This is a genomic window from Aliihoeflea sp. PC F10.4, from assembly GCF_054612275.1.
This window is the reverse complement of record NZ_JBTSWH010000001.1, coordinates 1923684-1937518: the sequence shown is the minus strand read 5'-3', so window position 1 is coordinate 1937518 and position 13835 is coordinate 1923684. Positions and strand designations below refer to the sequence as shown.

Genomic DNA, 13835 nt, shown 5'->3' with positions numbered 1-13835 from the left:
CCGGTCAAAACCGGGCGGCAAGTGCCTGGATTGCTAGGATGTAGCCGATCGGGCCGAAGCCGCAGATCATGCCGGTCGCGACCGGGGCCACCATGGTCTTGTGACGGAATTCTTCGCGCGAATGGATGTTCGAAAGATGAACTTCGGCGATCGGGATGGATAAAAGACGCAGCGCGTCGTGGATGGCGATCGATGTGTGACCGTAACCTGCCGGGTTGATGATCAGGCCGGCGGCCATGTCCGGCGCTTCCTGAATCCAGGTGACGAGATCGCCCTCGTGGTTGGACTGCCGAAAGTCGAGTTCGAGCGTCAGCCTGCCTGCTTCCGCCCGGCAATCGGCTTCGATATCGGCTAGCGTCTTCGCGCCGTAGATGCCCGGCTCGCGCTTGCCGAGCATGTTGAGGTTCGGCCCATTGAGGACGAGGATGGTTTTCGGCATCAATAAAATTCCACACACCGCGCTTCCTGCGCGGCGCACCTTCTATAGTCGCCTTGTTCCGCAACGCAAAGGTTGCGGACGCTACGCACACCCTCAACATGCGACAAAGATGTCGAAAACTTGATTAGGAGGGATTTTCCTCGCGCGCCTGCGCGATTTTCTCCGCCAGAACGTCACGACCCATCGCGCCGAACACTACCTCATTGCCGATGACATAGGACGGCGTGCCGGTGATCGAGAGTTGGTCGGCCAGCTCATAGGTCTCCTGGAAAGCGGCAATGATCTCCGGGTTCTGCATTTCCTGGCGCAGGGCTTCTTCCTCGGCGCCATGGCGTATCGCGACCAGAACGGCTTCGTCCTCGGTCACGCGCGCCTCGCTGGCGAGAAGGTCGCGATGGAACGCGTCGTAGTTTTCCGGATAGAGATTGTGGAAAGCCACGGAAACGACGTGAGCGCGCTGCGAATCCGGCCCGAGAATGGGAAATTCCTTGAGGACGAAGCGCAGGTCGGAATCCTCGGCGACGAGCGCTTCCATGTCGGGCAGCGCGCGCTTGCAGTAGCCGCAATTGTAGTCGAAGAACTCGACGATCGTCACCGATCCTTCCGGATTGCCGATGATGCCGTCATGCTGGGCATTGAAGATGCGGTCGGCCGATTCCCGGATGATCTCGGTCTGGACGAGCCGCTGGCTTTCCATCTGCCGGGTTTCGAGCGCCTGCTGCACCTCGATCATGATCTCGGGGTTGGTTACGAGATAGTCGCGCACGATCGCTTCGACGGCGGTACGGTCCGGGGCGGCGGCGGCGGTCGGGGGCATGGTCGTCGCGGTGGCGGGGGTCGATCCGGCCATATAGCCCGCGACGGTTGCGCCGATCGCGACGATCGCGCCGGCTGCGACTGGGATCAGAGCGTTCATCGTTTCATCCTTTCGGGGACCGTCAATTCTGCGGTCGCTGATTGATTATGTCCTGCGCGCGCACATAGCTAGGCGAACCGGGCTGGAGCCGTGACTGCGCGCGGGCGGCGAACTGCCGCGCTTCTCGGAAGTTGCCCGCGTAATAGTGTCCTTCGGCGGTTGCAAGCTCTGCCTCGGCGATCTCGCCCATCTGGCCGTAAGCCTGCGCGAGATAGCGATAGGCGCTCACATATTCCGGTGCGCGCGAAAGCCCCTGCGTCAGGGCGTCAACGGCCTTCATGGGCGCGTCCGCGCCGCCCGACGCCAACAGCGCCTGTCCGAGACCGAACTGCATAAAGCCGGAATTGGCCGGGTCGAGGCGTGCTGCGCGCTGGAAGGCGGTGACGGCGTCCTGCGGACGGTTGCCGCGAATCAGCACCTCGCCGCGCAACTCGTGGAAGTACGGATTGTTCGGCTCGCTGGCGATCAGCGCGTCCACCTTCTGCAGGGCGGCTGCCGGTGAGCCGGACAGATGGGTGATGATGGCGTCGCCGTAGCGCGCGGGCATACCGGTCGTGTCGCGGAAAAGGCGCGACGTGGTGGCTTGTCCCTGCGTATAGGCGGCGATCTTGGCGCGCATCATGTCGTGACGGCGCTGGAGAGCCGGCGGATCTTCGCGGCTGTAGAAGCGGCTGGCCTGCGCCAGTTCCTGAATGTTCTGGATACGCTCGCGCGGCAAAGGGTGGCTGATCTGGTAGGGATCGACGCGCGCGCCGGAAAGCGCGAGCGTGCCTGCCATGCGCTCGAAGGTGCGGACCATTCCGCGCGCGGACTGGCCGGTCTGCTCGAGATAGGTGATCGCAGAGCGGTCCGCCGTGGCCTCCTCGCTGCGCTGATAGGCGAGTAGCCCGCGCCGCGCCATTTCGCTGCCGCCGAGCGCGAGGCCCATGCCGCCTTGCGCCAGCCCGCTTGCGCCGCTGGTCGCGCCGCCGATGGCCGCGCCGAGGCCGAGAAGGCCGGCGACGATCGCCATGGTCTGCGCCGCTTCGATCTGCTGGCGCAGGCGCTGCTGATGTCCACCTGCGATATGGCCGGCCTCATGCGCGATGACGCCGATGATCTCGTTGGGCGTCTCGCTCGCAAGCAGCGCGCCTGTATGGATGAAGATGCGGCGGCCCGCGACGAAGGCGTTGAAGGAATTGCTGTTGACGAGGATGATCTCGATACCCGAGCGCGACAGGCCCGCCGCCTGGAGGATAGGGCCGGCATATTCGCGCACCAGCGCCTCGATCTCCGCATCGCGCACGACGGGAATGCTGCCGCGCTGCGCGTGCGCGGTCGAAAGGGGCGCGAAGGCGAACTGCAGCGCAAGCAGACCGATGGTCACGGATTTCAACAGGCGTCCTGCAGTGGCCAGCATGGCGATTCCCTGAAAAAGCGTCGTGCCGGCTATCCCTAATCCAGAGGGCGCGGGTTGGAAAGTCCGGCGCCGGAACCGCGCGGACTTGTGATCCCCCGGTCGATCGGGCATCTGTGCGGCCCTTGCAGTTTCAGGACAACCAGACGTGCCGCAGTTTTCAGCCTCCCGCCGCTCCGAAGTGGAGCCGTTTCACGCCATGGATGTGCTTGCGCGTGCCAACGCCTTGCGCGCGGCCGGTCGGAGCATCGTTTCGCTGGCGGTCGGCCAGCCGTCAGATCCCGCACCGGCCATCGTGCGGCAGGCCGCCGCCGACGCGCTTGCGGGCGGGGCGATAGGCTATACCGACGCGCTCGGCCGACGCGATTTGCGCGAGGCGATCGCGCGTCACTATCGCGAGCATTATGGGGTCGACGTTCCTGTTGCGCGCATCGCGGTGACGACCGGATCGTCGGCTGGTTTCAACCTCGCCTTCCTTGCGATGTTCGATCCGGGTGACAAGGTGGCGATCACCGTTCCCGGCTATCCGGCCTATCGCAACATCCTCAAAGCGCTGGGGATCGACGTTGTCGAGATCGATCTCGAAGGCGAGGCGTTCCTGACGGCAAAGCGACTTGAAGAGGTGCATCGCACCGAGCACCTGAAAGGACTGCTTTTCGCCAGCCCGGCAAACCCGACCGGTGCGATCACGCCGCCGGACGAGTTGCAAAAACTGCTGGCGGCGAGCCGGGCGATGGGCATCGCGGCGATCTCCGACGAAATCTACCATCGCCTGTCCTATACTGCCGGCGACGTGACGGCGCTCGGCTTCGACGACGACGTGACGGTCATCAATTCCTTCTCCAAATACTATTGCATGACCGGCTGGCGGATCGGCTGGATGGTCGTTCCCGAACGTCTCGTGCGTGCCGTCGAGCGTATCCAGCAAAGCCTTTACATTTCCGCGCCGGAACTGTCGCAGATCGGCGCGGCCAAGGCTTTCGACGCCACCGATGAACTGGACGTCGTGCGGGGCCGCTATCTGGAAAACCGCGCTCTGCTCGGCGAAGCGTTGCCGCGTCTGGGCTTTTCCCTTGCCGCACCGATGGATGGCGCGTTCTACGCCTATTGCGATATCTCGCGGCATTCCAACGACAGCATGGAATTCGCCTCGCGCATGCTCGAGGAAGCCGGCGTGGCGGCGACACCCGGCCGCGATTTCGACCCGTTCGAAGGCGCGCGCTACATGCGCTTTTCCTATGCGGGCAGCAACGGGGATATCGCCAAGGCCATCACGCGGTTGACCGGTTGGCTGAAATAAAGCGCTTACAGATCGAATAAAAAAGCCGGCTCGAAAGCCGGCTTTTTTGTTGAGTTCGTTCAGGCTCAGAAAAAGCCCTTTCGCTGCCACCAACCCTGACGGCGCGGCTTTTCCTCGACCAGCGCTGCCTCGTTGGCCGGCTCGGGCCGCTCGATTTTCTCGGCGGGCGCAGGTACAGGTGCGGGAGAAGGTTCGGCGGGAACCGCCTCTTCGCTGCGGCCTTCGACGACTGCTTCCGCCGCCGCGCTTTCAGGCTCGACCGCAATGACGGGCGTGTCCTCCTTGGCGGCTTTCGTCTTGGCCGGTGCCTTTTTGCGCGTGGCACGCTTCTTCGGCGCGGGCTTGGCGTCTTCATCGCCGAGATCACTCGCCGCCGTTTCGGTCGCCTCGGTCTCGGATGTCGCCTTGTCCTCCGTTGCAGCCTTGGCACGGCTCTTGCGCGGCGCGCGAGCCCGCTTCGGCTTGACGGCTTCCTCAACCGGAGCTTCCGCTGCCTCAGCGGCTTCTGCGTCCGTTGTTTCGGTTGCGGCGACCGGCTCAGGCAAAGCTGCTTCCACAGCATTCATCGCCGCGTCGTCGACCTGTTCTGACGCCTCACCAGCCTCTGCCGATTGCTCGCCATCTTCGCGGCGATTGCGGCGGCCACCGCGCTTGCCGCGACGGCGCTTCTTGCGGGCGGCGTCGCCGTCATCGTCCGACGCCTGCTGCTCCCCTTCGCCAGCCACAGCGTCCTCGTCGTCAAGGTCGCCTGCGGCGGTCTCGACGGTCTCGGTTTCACCGTTTGGCTGCTGATCACGGTCCTTGCCGCGGCGACGGCGGCGACGGCGGCGTTTGCGATTGCCATTTTCCTCGGATGCCTCGCCGTTCTGCTGGGCGCGGTCTTGCTCCTGGTTCTGGTCCTCGGCCTCGTCTTCCGCGTCGTCCTCGAACGCGCCTGCGGCGGCTGCCGCAGCTTCGTCCTTTGCCGCTTCCGCCTCATCGTCCACGGTCGGCGTGGAAACGGGAAGCGTAGGCGGCTGATAGCCTTCCGGCCGATCGATCTGGGCACCGCGCGAAATCGCGTAGTGCTGCGCGCCGACTTCCTCGTCCGCCTCGACGGTGATGGTCAGATCGAAACGGCGCTCGAGATCGGCCAGCGTCGCGCGCTTGTGGTTGAGCACGTAAAGCGCAGTGGATGCGGGCGTTCGCACGGTGATGTGGCAGCGCGAATCCTTGAGCAGATATTCCTCGATGGCACGCACGACGAGCAGGGCGACCGACGATTCGGAACGCACATGACCCGTGCCGCCGCAATGGGGGCAGGGCTGCATGGTCGAATCGAGAACCGATGCGCGGATGCGCTGGCGCGACATTTCCAGAAGCCCGAAATGCGAGATGCGGCCGACCTGGATGCGGGCGCGATCGTTCTTGAGGCATTCCTTGAGTTTCTTTTCGACCGCCCGGTTGTTCCGGTTCTCCTCCATGTCGATGAAGTCGATGACGATCAGACCAGCAAGATCGCGCAGGCGAAGCTGGCGGGCCACTTCCTCGGCCGCTTCCAGATTGGTCTGGAGTGCGGTGTCTTCGATGGAATGTTCGCGTGTCGAGCGACCGGAATTGACGTCGATTGCGACGAGCGCCTCGGTCTGGTTGATGATGACATAGCCGCCGGATTTCAGCGTCACCTGCGGTTGGACCATCTTGTCCAGTTGCCCCTCGATCCCGTTGCGCGCGAAGATCGGCACGCTTTCGCGGTAAGGCTGGACCATCTTGGCATGGCTGGGCATCAGCATGCGCATGAAGTCCTTGGCCTCGCGATAGCCGTCCTCGCCCGCAACGAGAATCTGGTCGATATCCTTGTTGTAAAGGTCGCGCACCGATCGCTTGATCAGCGAGCCTTCCTCGTAGACCAGCGTCGGCGCGGTCGATTCGAGCGTCAGTCCGCGCACACTTTCCCACATGCGCATCAGATATTCGTAGTCGCGCTTGATCTCGGCTTTTGAGCGGCTTTCGCCGGCCGTGCGCAGGATAACCCCCATGCCGTCCGGCACGTTGAGGTCTTCCACGATCGACTTCAGGCGCTTGCGGTCGGCAGCGTTCGTAATCTTGCGCGAAATGCCGCCGCCGCGCGCCGTATTCGGCATCAGGACGGAATAGCGACCGGCAAGCGAGAGATACGTCGTGAGAGCCGCGCCCTTGTTGCCGCGCTCTTCCTTGACGACCTGCACGAGCAGGATCTGCCGGCGCTTGATGACTTCCTGAATCTTATAGTGCTTGCGAACCGGACGGCGGCGCGAGGCTGCTTCCTCGATGGCGTCTTCCGCACCGACCGATTCGATCTGGTCGTCGTCACCATTGGCTTCGTCGCCGTTCGTGCCACGCTCGTCGTCGCGATCGGTGACGGGACCTTCTTCGGACACGACGTCCGCGGCTACGCTTTCGGCGATGGCGTCGGAGCCTTGCGCGTCTTCCTCGCTAGCTTCGCCGTTCCCGACGGCTTCATCCTGGCTCGCGGATTTCTGGCTGGCGCGCTCGCGCCCTTTTCCGCCGCGTCGGCGGCGACGGTTCCGGCCGTTGCCGTCCTCATCGTCCTCTTCTTCGTCGGAGTGCGCGGCGGCTTCCGCCTCGGCGCGCAGGAGCGCCTGCCGGTCGGCGACGGGAATCTGGTAATAGTCGGGATGGATTTCGGAGAAGGCCAGGAAGCCGTGACGGTTACCGCCATATTCGACGAAGGCCGCCTGAAGCGAAGGCTCGACCCGCGTTACGCGCGCCAGATAGATATTGCCTTTGAGCTGCTTCTTGTCCTGGGATTCGAAATCGAATTCTTCAATGCGGTTGCCGCGAACGACGACGACCCGCGTCTCCTCCTGGTGGGAGGCATCGATAAGCATTTTGTTCGGCATGGGATAAAATCTCCCCGGCACGCACCGTCCCGGGGGAGGTCGTTGATACGCCGAGCCGCGAAGACGGATATGGCATGCCGGATAAAAGGGGGACCCGGGGCCGCTGGCGCAACACGTGAGGCCGACCACCCGCTGCCGTCGAGGCGCGGTCACATGCGGTCATGGGCCTGAATGTGTCGAAAGCCATGCTACAGCCTGCGGATCCTTTCTGAACCAAGGCCCGGCGGTCGCCGAACCAGCTGCGATTTGCTCGTGTAGCGAGCCGGCATGGGGTTTCCCTGCCGTTTTCCAAACGGCACGGGGCTGAAAGCCGACATGCCGAAGAATTCTTTCCGAACTTATGCGTGGCACGGGAGGAATGGCTCCTTAAAAGCCTGCGCGAGTGCGCTTCCTTCAACGGATTCCGCATAAATCCTGATTTGCTTTTATGATTTGCCAGCCTTCAAGGCAACCCTGATTTCCGAAACTATTTTCGTGGCTGCTAAAGCAGGGGATGACCGTTTGAAGACAGGTTCGTCGACTTGAAAAGGTTTGGTTAACCACGTCCGTCTAGGAGTTGGTGATCCCGGTCGCCGAGCGACTGCGCCGAAGCGGGACGTGCGAAATGCCATCATTCTTAAAAGGACCGGTTTCCGTCTTTTCGCGCATATTCGCATGCGCCATCCTGCTCGTGGCGTTTGGCTCGAACGTCCTTGGCGCGCCAGTTCAGGTTGATGAGCTGCGCGTCGTGGGCGATGCGTCTCGTGCGCGCATTGTCATGGACGTTTCTCAAAGCCCGGATTTGCGCTGGTTCCTTTTGCGGTCGCCGCACCGGCTGGTCATCGAGCTCGATAATGTCGAATACCTCCACGACGATGCTGCTGCCAAACCGCGCGGCTTGATAACGGATATCGCTTTCGCCCATGCCGGCGGCACGAAATCGCGCATGATCGTGACGGCCGATGGAGCCTTCGTGGTCGAGAACGTCGATATTCTCAAGAACGAGGACGATGCGGGTTATCGCGTCGTTGTCGATCTGGTGGCGGGTTCCGACCGGCAGTTCGAGGCGGCCCTTGCAGACCAGATCGCGACAACGGCGGTAACGAGCGTCGGCGAGGCGCCTGCCGCGCCACGTTTCACGATCGTGATCGATCCCGGTCACGGCGGAAACGACAGCGGCGCTCGTGGCGTTTCCGGTGTTCTGGAAAAGACGATCACGCTTGCCTTCGGGCTGGAACTGAAAAAGGCGCTGGAAGACCTCGGCGATTACGAGGTCCATATGACGCGCGATCGCGACAGGTTCCTGCGCCTCGACGAGCGGGTCAGGATCGCGCGGCGGCACGAGGCAGACCTTTTCATCTCGATCCATGCCGATGCGATTCGCCATCGCGACGTTCGCGGCGCGACCGTCTACACCGTTTCCGAGACACCGTCCGACGCGGCATCTGCGGCAAAGGCGATTCGCGAAAATCTCGCCGATCAGCTCGCCGGTTACGGATCGACCGAGGAAAGCGATGAGGTTTCCGGCATTCTCGCCGATCTCGTCCGGCGCGAAACGGACGGATTTTCGTTGCGCTTTGCGAACGCGCTTGTCGATCGCCTGTCCTCCGAAATCGCCATGATCAAGAATCCGCACCGCTTCGCGGGTTTTCAGGTTTTGAAAGCGCCGGACGTGCCGTCCGTGCTTGTCGAACTCGGTTATCTGTCGAACGTGGCCGACGAAGCGCAGTTGCGCGATGTCGAATGGCGCGCGCAGGCAACGTCGGCTATCGTTGAAGCGGTCGGCCTTTTTGCCGAAGGGCGCTCCGGCGCGATGGATTAGGGGCCAGGGACGGCGCTCAAATGATCGTGGCTTGACGGCAACAGGCTGGCGATTAATCCTCCCTATATGTAGGCACTTGCTTTCGGTGCCGCAATTTGCCCACAAGCGCACGACACGTAGCGTCTTGCGAAACGGCCGGCAGCGGGCAGGCTATCCAAGCGCGGCCGTATCGAACGACAGACTGGAGCGGGCATGATTCGTCTCATCGGGTATTTTTTCGGCATCGGCGTGATGCTGGCGCTGGTGGTTGCCGTCGGCGTCGCCGCCTATATCGGGACGGTCTCCAGGGACTTGCCCGATTACGAGGTGCTGGCCCGCTACGAGCCGCCGGTGACGACGCGCGTCCATGCCTCCGACGGTGCGCTGATGGCCGAATTTGCGCGAGAACAGCGTCTTTATCTGCCCATCCAGGCGATCCCCGACCGCGTCAAGGCGGCGTTCCTGTCGGCCGAAGACAAGAATTTCTACCAGCATCCCGGTATCGACGTGGTCGGCATCGTCCGCGCGCTCGTCACCAATGTGCGTACCGGCAGCATGCAGGGCGGCTCGACGATCACGCAGCAGGTCGCAAAGAATTTCCTTCTGGATTCCGAGCAGACCTATGAGCGCAAGGTGCGGGAGATGATCCTGTCCTTCCGCATCGAGCAGGCCTATTCGAAGGACCGCATACTCGAACTCTATCTCAACGAAATCTATTTCGGCTTCGTTTTTCCGGGGCGAGGCGCCTACGGCATCGCTGCCGCCGCGCTCGTCTATTTCGACAAGGCGGTCAATGAACTGACCGTTTCGGAAATGGCTTATCTCGCGGCGCTTCCGCGCGGGCCGTCGAACTACCATCCGTTCCGGCACACGCAGCGTGCGCTGGACCGCCGCAACTGGGTCATCGACCAGATGGTCGCAAACGGCTTCGTGGAGCCGGAAGAAGGCGCGCGTGCCAAAGCCGAGGACCTCGGCGTCAATGCGCGCCGTGGCGGCACCTACATGATGGCCGGCGAGTACTTCACCGAGGATGTGCGCCGCGAGATGATCGCGCGCTACGGCGAGGACGCGCTTTACGCCGGCGGGCTTTCGGTGCGCACGACGCTCGATCCGCAGACGCAGCTTCTGGCGCGCAAATCGTTGCAGCACGGCCTGATCCGCTATGACACGCTGCGTGGCTTCCGTGGCCCTGTCGAGGAAATCGAGCTTGGCGACGACTGGGGTGCGGCGCTCGGTCAGGTGCGTGCTCTGTCCGACGTTCCCGAGTGGCGGCTGGCAGTCGTGCTGGAAACGTCCGGCAGCGATGTCTCGGTCGGTCTCCAGCCTGCCCGTCAGGCGTCGGGCGAACTCGTTGAGGATCGCGAAACGGCAACGCTCAGCGTCTCCGACATGGAATGGGCACTTCGCCACACGGTCAACGATCAGCGCGTGCGCGCGGGTTCGATCGGCGAGGTCCTGCAGGCGGGCGACGTCGTCTATGTCGAAGAAAAGCCCGATGGCGGCTGGATGCTGCGTCAGGTGCCGCAGGTGTCAGGCGGCATGGTCGCGATGGACCCGCAGACTGGCCGCGTTCTTGCCATGGTCGGCGGCTTTTCCTTTGCGCAATCCGAATTCAACCGCGCCACGCAGGCGATGCGCCAGCCCGGCTCGTCCTTCAAGCCGATCCTTTACGCGGCGGCACTCGACAATGGCTACACGCCAGCGTCGGTCGTCGACGACGCGCCGATCTCGATCCGCGTCGGAAACGATGTCTGGGAACCGCGCAATTACGGCGGCGATTTCGCCGGTCCGTCGACGCTTCGCATGGGAATCGAGCGCTCTCGCAATCTGATGACGGTGCGCCTTGCCAACGATATGGGCATGGACATCGTCGCCGAATATGCCGAGCGCTTCGGCGTCTACGACAAGATGTTGCCGGTTCTGGCCATGTCGCTCGGTTCGGGCGAGACGACCGTCATGCGCATGGTCTCGGCCTATGCCGTGATGGCCAATGGCGGGCGCTATATTCAGCCTTCGCTGGTCGACCGTATTCAGGACCGCTACGGCAAGACCGTGTTCAAGCACGACCAGCGCGTTTGCCATGGTTGTAACGCCGCGACATGGGAAAGCCAGTCCGAGCCGGAACTCATCGACGAGCGCGATCAGGTTCTCGACCCCATGACGGCCTACCAGATCACGTCGATGATGGAGGGCGTCGTTCAGCGCGGCACCGCCACGACGCTTGCCGAACTCGGCCACCCGATCGCGGGCAAGACAGGCACGACCAACGATGCGCGCGACGTCTGGTTCGTCGGTTATACGCCCGATCTCGTCGTCGGCCTTTACGTCGGATACGACCAGCCGCGCTCGCTCGGTTCCGGCGCGACGGGCGGCGGTCTTGCCGCGCCGATCTTCAAGGAGTTCATGGCCGAGGCGCTGAAGGACAAGACCCCTGTCGCTTTCCGCGTGCCTGAAGGCATGCAGCAGATCGCCATCAACCGCCAGACGGGCATGCGCGCCCGTCAGGGCGAAGGCGGCACGATCATGGAAGCGTTCAAGCCCGGCACCGGCCCGGCCGACAGCTACTGGGTCATCGGCATGGACGGAGCGACCGCCGAACGTGCGCGCGAAATCTCGCCGCAGGCGAGCGAAGCCCTCATTTCCGGCTCCGGCGGCGGACTTTACTGACCGTCGCCTGCACGCGGACCGTGCCGGCTTTACAGGCCGGCACGCCCCTCCTATGTTCCGCGCCGATTTCCCACCCATCTGACAGAAAGGCGAAGCTCCATGCGCGCCGAGACGGAAAATCTCATCGACGAAATCAGGCAGGGCATAACCCTGCTGAGGAGGCATCTTTGACTGGGATCAGGCTGTAAAGCGACTTGATTACCTGAACAATCGTGCCGAAGACGCCGATCTGTGGAACGATCCGCAGGAGGCGCAAAAGCTGATGCGCGAGCGCCAGTCGCTCGAAGACGGGATCACGGCCGTCCGCGGGATCACACAGGCGCTCGACGACAATATCGGCCTGATCGAGCTTGGCGAGGAAGAGGGCGACCAGGAAGTCGTGCGCGACGCAGAGGCCGCGATCCGGTCGATGCGCGGTGAGGTTGCCGCGCGCCAGGTCGATACGCTCCTGTCGGGCGAGGCCGATGGCAACGATACCTATCTGGAAGTCCATGCCGGCGCGGGCGGCACCGAAAGCCAGGACTGGGCCTCGATGCTTCTGCGCATGTATACGCGCTGGGCGGAACGACGCGGCATGAAGGTCGAAGTGCTGGAAGTCCATGACGGCGAAGAGGCGGGCATCAAGTCCGCGACGATCCTCGTCAAGGGCGAGAAAGCTTATGGCTGGCTGAAAACCGAATCCGGCGTTCACCGTCTCGTGCGTATTTCGCCATACGATTCGAATGCGCGCCGCCATACCTCGTTCGCCAGCGTGTGGGTCTATCCCGTCATCGACGATTCGATCGAGATCGACGTGTCGGAATCCGACGTGCGCATCGACACCTATCGTGCTTCGGGTGCGGGCGGTCAGCACGTCAACACGACGGATTCAGCGGTCCGCATCACTCATATCGCGACCGGCATCGTCGTTGCCTGCCAGCAGGAGCGTTCCCAGCACAAGAACCGCGCCAAAGCGTGGGACATGCTGCGCGCGCGTCTCTACGAGGCCGAGCTGAAAAAGCGCGAGGAAGCGGCGAGCGCCACTGAAGCCTCGAAGACGGAGATCGGCTGGGGACACCAGATCCGCTCCTATGTGCTTCAGCCCTATCAACTCGTGAAGGACCTTCGCACCGGCACCGAAAGCACGTCGCCGCAGGACGTGCTCGACGGAGGGCTCGACGAGTTCATGGAAGCAGCTCTCGCCCACAAGATCGAAGGATCGTCGGGCGAGCCCATCGCCGATATCGACTGATCGGTTCCGGCGGCTCGATCGTTAAATCGGGCCACCGCTTTGATCGCACTGAGTCCGTATCGCAACGGTCAGCCGTCGGCGTCTATTGTCATTAAACATCCCGGTTGTGCCTCGCAAATCGATCGCGCACTGTAGTCGCGCGTGATTCGAGGGTTCACGTTGACTGGGGACGATAGATTGCGGACGTCTTTCAATTTCTGGCATCTGCTTTGTCTGGCAGGAACGGGGCTTGCTCTGGCCGCGTGCGCGTCGCCGACCGATCTCCAGCGTTCGAGCATGTCCGAACGCACCGGGCCGGCAGGCGCGATGGCCGTGCCGCCGCCGGGTGGTCCAACCATTGTCGACGTCGTCGAACGACGTTACGCCAATGCGATCCAGCAGGACGTGGTTCTTGGCGCGAATGCGTCGGTTCCGGGCCAAAACACCTTGCGCGTTCAGCTTTTCGGCTCTGTCGGCAACGAGGCGGGCCAGACGGACTTGTCAAACCTGCCACCAACGGAAGGCGTCATTCGCCGCGAGATGCGTACGGCATTCCCGGGCGTGGCGATGCAGGTTTCGCCGCTCTATGCCCAAAACAGCTATGGGCCGTTTGGCTATGCGATGGGCCGGTCGGGCCGCGATCTTTGCCTTTATGCATGGCAGCGTATCCGGGGCGCGGAGCGTGCCGCGCCGTTCGGGCAACGCGGCACGATCCAGACGCGGTTGCGACTGTGTCAGGCCGGGGCCAGCGAGCAGCAGCTTTTGGCGGTCATGTACGGCTATACAATCACAGGCGGCTTTGCGGCGGACGGCTGGAACCCGTTCGGCGCGGCGGCATCGCCCGATCCCCGGTTGGGTGCGGTCGGAACGCAGATATTTCCTGTCGGCGCGTCGTGGAACGAGACGGTCGCACCGGCCGAGCCCGAACCCCTGATTCTGCGACCGGCACGAAGGGCGGTATCGACAAGCGATGGAATGCGGGCTTCACAGACGATGCCTGCGGTCCAGCCTGCGGCTTCCAGTCCGGCTGTTCCGGCGCCAACGGTGGCGGGCGATGCTCCGCTCGTTCCGCCGCCGCCGGGTGCGTCGACCGCGAACCCTGTCGCCGCTCCTGCGGTGCCTGCGCCGCCTCCGACGCAGCCATGAAAGAAGCAAGGATCGAACCGGTTCGAAATTTACGGATGGTTAGTTACATCCGCCGGTTTCAAAGCCGCTTAATCTTTAACCCTGCCGTTTCGGCTAGGT

At 63.2% G+C, this 13835-nt stretch carries 9 protein-coding genes; 5 read left to right on the top strand and 4 right to left on the bottom strand.

What is annotated here, in order from left to right; genetic code table 11:
• Positions 1 to 4: 4 nt before the first annotated feature.
• The 3 genes from aroQ to ACX82Z_RS09710 form a co-directional block, all read right to left on the bottom strand.
• Entirely contained in the window at positions 5 to 439 is a 435-nt protein-coding gene (gene aroQ, locus ACX82Z_RS09720) for a type II 3-dehydroquinate dehydratase (RefSeq protein WP_459588295.1), read from the bottom strand.
• A 124-nt stretch (positions 440 to 563) separates the two neighbouring features.
• A complete protein-coding gene (locus ACX82Z_RS09715; RefSeq protein ID WP_459588294.1) occupies positions 564 to 1355 on the bottom strand; it encodes a DsbA family protein in 792 nt (263 codons plus the stop codon).
• A 22-nt stretch (positions 1356 to 1377) separates the two neighbouring features.
• Positions 1378 to 2754 carry a M48 family metalloprotease gene (locus tag ACX82Z_RS09710; protein WP_459588291.1) on the bottom strand — a complete coding sequence of 459 codons (1377 nt, stop codon included), beginning with the start codon at positions 2752 to 2754 and terminating at the stop codon, positions 1378 to 1380.
• Positions 2755 to 2950: 196 nt separating this feature from the next.
• Here ACX82Z_RS09710 and ACX82Z_RS09705 point away from each other — a divergent pair, with 196 nt between their 5' ends.
• Entirely contained in the window at positions 2951 to 4051 is a 1101-nt protein-coding gene (locus tag ACX82Z_RS09705; RefSeq protein WP_459911690.1) for a pyridoxal phosphate-dependent aminotransferase, read from the top strand.
• Positions 4052 to 4116: 65 nt separating this feature from the next.
• Here ACX82Z_RS09705 and ACX82Z_RS09700 read toward each other — a convergent pair whose 3' ends face one another.
• Positions 4117 to 6933 (bottom strand): Rne/Rng family ribonuclease, encoded by a 2817-nt coding sequence (locus ACX82Z_RS09700; protein WP_459588290.1) that lies wholly within the window; start codon positions 6931 to 6933, stop codon positions 4117 to 4119.
• Between the two features lie 604 nt (positions 6934 to 7537).
• Between ACX82Z_RS09700 and ACX82Z_RS09695 the strand changes: the two genes are divergently transcribed.
• The 4 genes from ACX82Z_RS09695 to bcsN all read left to right on the top strand — a co-directional run bounded on the left by ACX82Z_RS09695 (position 7538) and on the right by bcsN (position 13736).
• Positions 7538 to 8734, top strand: a complete 1197-nt coding sequence (locus ACX82Z_RS09695; protein ID WP_459588288.1) for an N-acetylmuramoyl-L-alanine amidase — start codon at positions 7538 to 7540, stop codon at positions 8732 to 8734.
• Between the two features lie 192 nt (positions 8735 to 8926).
• Complete coding sequence (locus tag ACX82Z_RS09690; RefSeq protein ID WP_459588286.1) at positions 8927 to 11380, top strand: penicillin-binding protein 1A; 2454 nt, start codon at positions 8927 to 8929, stop codon at positions 11378 to 11380.
• Positions 11381 to 11479: 99 nt separating this feature from the next.
• A protein-coding gene (prfB, locus tag ACX82Z_RS09685; protein ID WP_459588283.1) for a peptide chain release factor 2 occupies positions 11480 to 12611 on the top strand; the annotation gives its coding sequence in 2 pieces (ribosomal slippage) (positions 11480 to 11545 and positions 11547 to 12611; 1131 coding nt in all).
• 177 nt (positions 12612 to 12788) lie between these two features.
• The gene (gene bcsN / locus ACX82Z_RS09680; protein WP_459588282.1) at positions 12789 to 13736 is read left to right on the top strand and encodes a cellulose biosynthesis protein BcsN; all 948 of its coding nucleotides are present in this window, start codon (positions 12789 to 12791) and stop codon (positions 13734 to 13736) included.
• Positions 13737 to 13835: the final 99 nt, after the last annotated feature.

Coding starts and splice junctions, on each gene's coding strand:
- aroQ (WP_459588295.1), bottom strand. CDS start 439: ATGCCGAAAACCATCCTCGTCCTCAATGGGCCGAACCTCAACATGCTC.
- ACX82Z_RS09715 (WP_459588294.1), bottom strand. CDS start 1,355: ATGAACGCTCTGATCCCAGTCGCAGCCGGCGCGATCGTCGCGATCGGC.
- ACX82Z_RS09710 (WP_459588291.1), bottom strand. CDS start 2,754: ATGCTGGCCACTGCAGGACGCCTGTTGAAATCCGTGACCATCGGTCTG.
- ACX82Z_RS09705 (WP_459911690.1), top strand. CDS start 2,951: ATGGATGTGCTTGCGCGTGCCAACGCCTTGCGCGCGGCCGGTCGGAGC.
- ACX82Z_RS09700 (WP_459588290.1), bottom strand. CDS start 6,933: ATGCCGAACAAAATGCTTATCGATGCCTCCCACCAGGAGGAGACGCGG.
- ACX82Z_RS09695 (WP_459588288.1), top strand. CDS start 7,538: ATGCCATCATTCTTAAAAGGACCGGTTTCCGTCTTTTCGCGCATATTC.
- ACX82Z_RS09690 (WP_459588286.1), top strand. CDS start 8,927: ATGATTCGTCTCATCGGGTATTTTTTCGGCATCGGCGTGATGCTGGCG.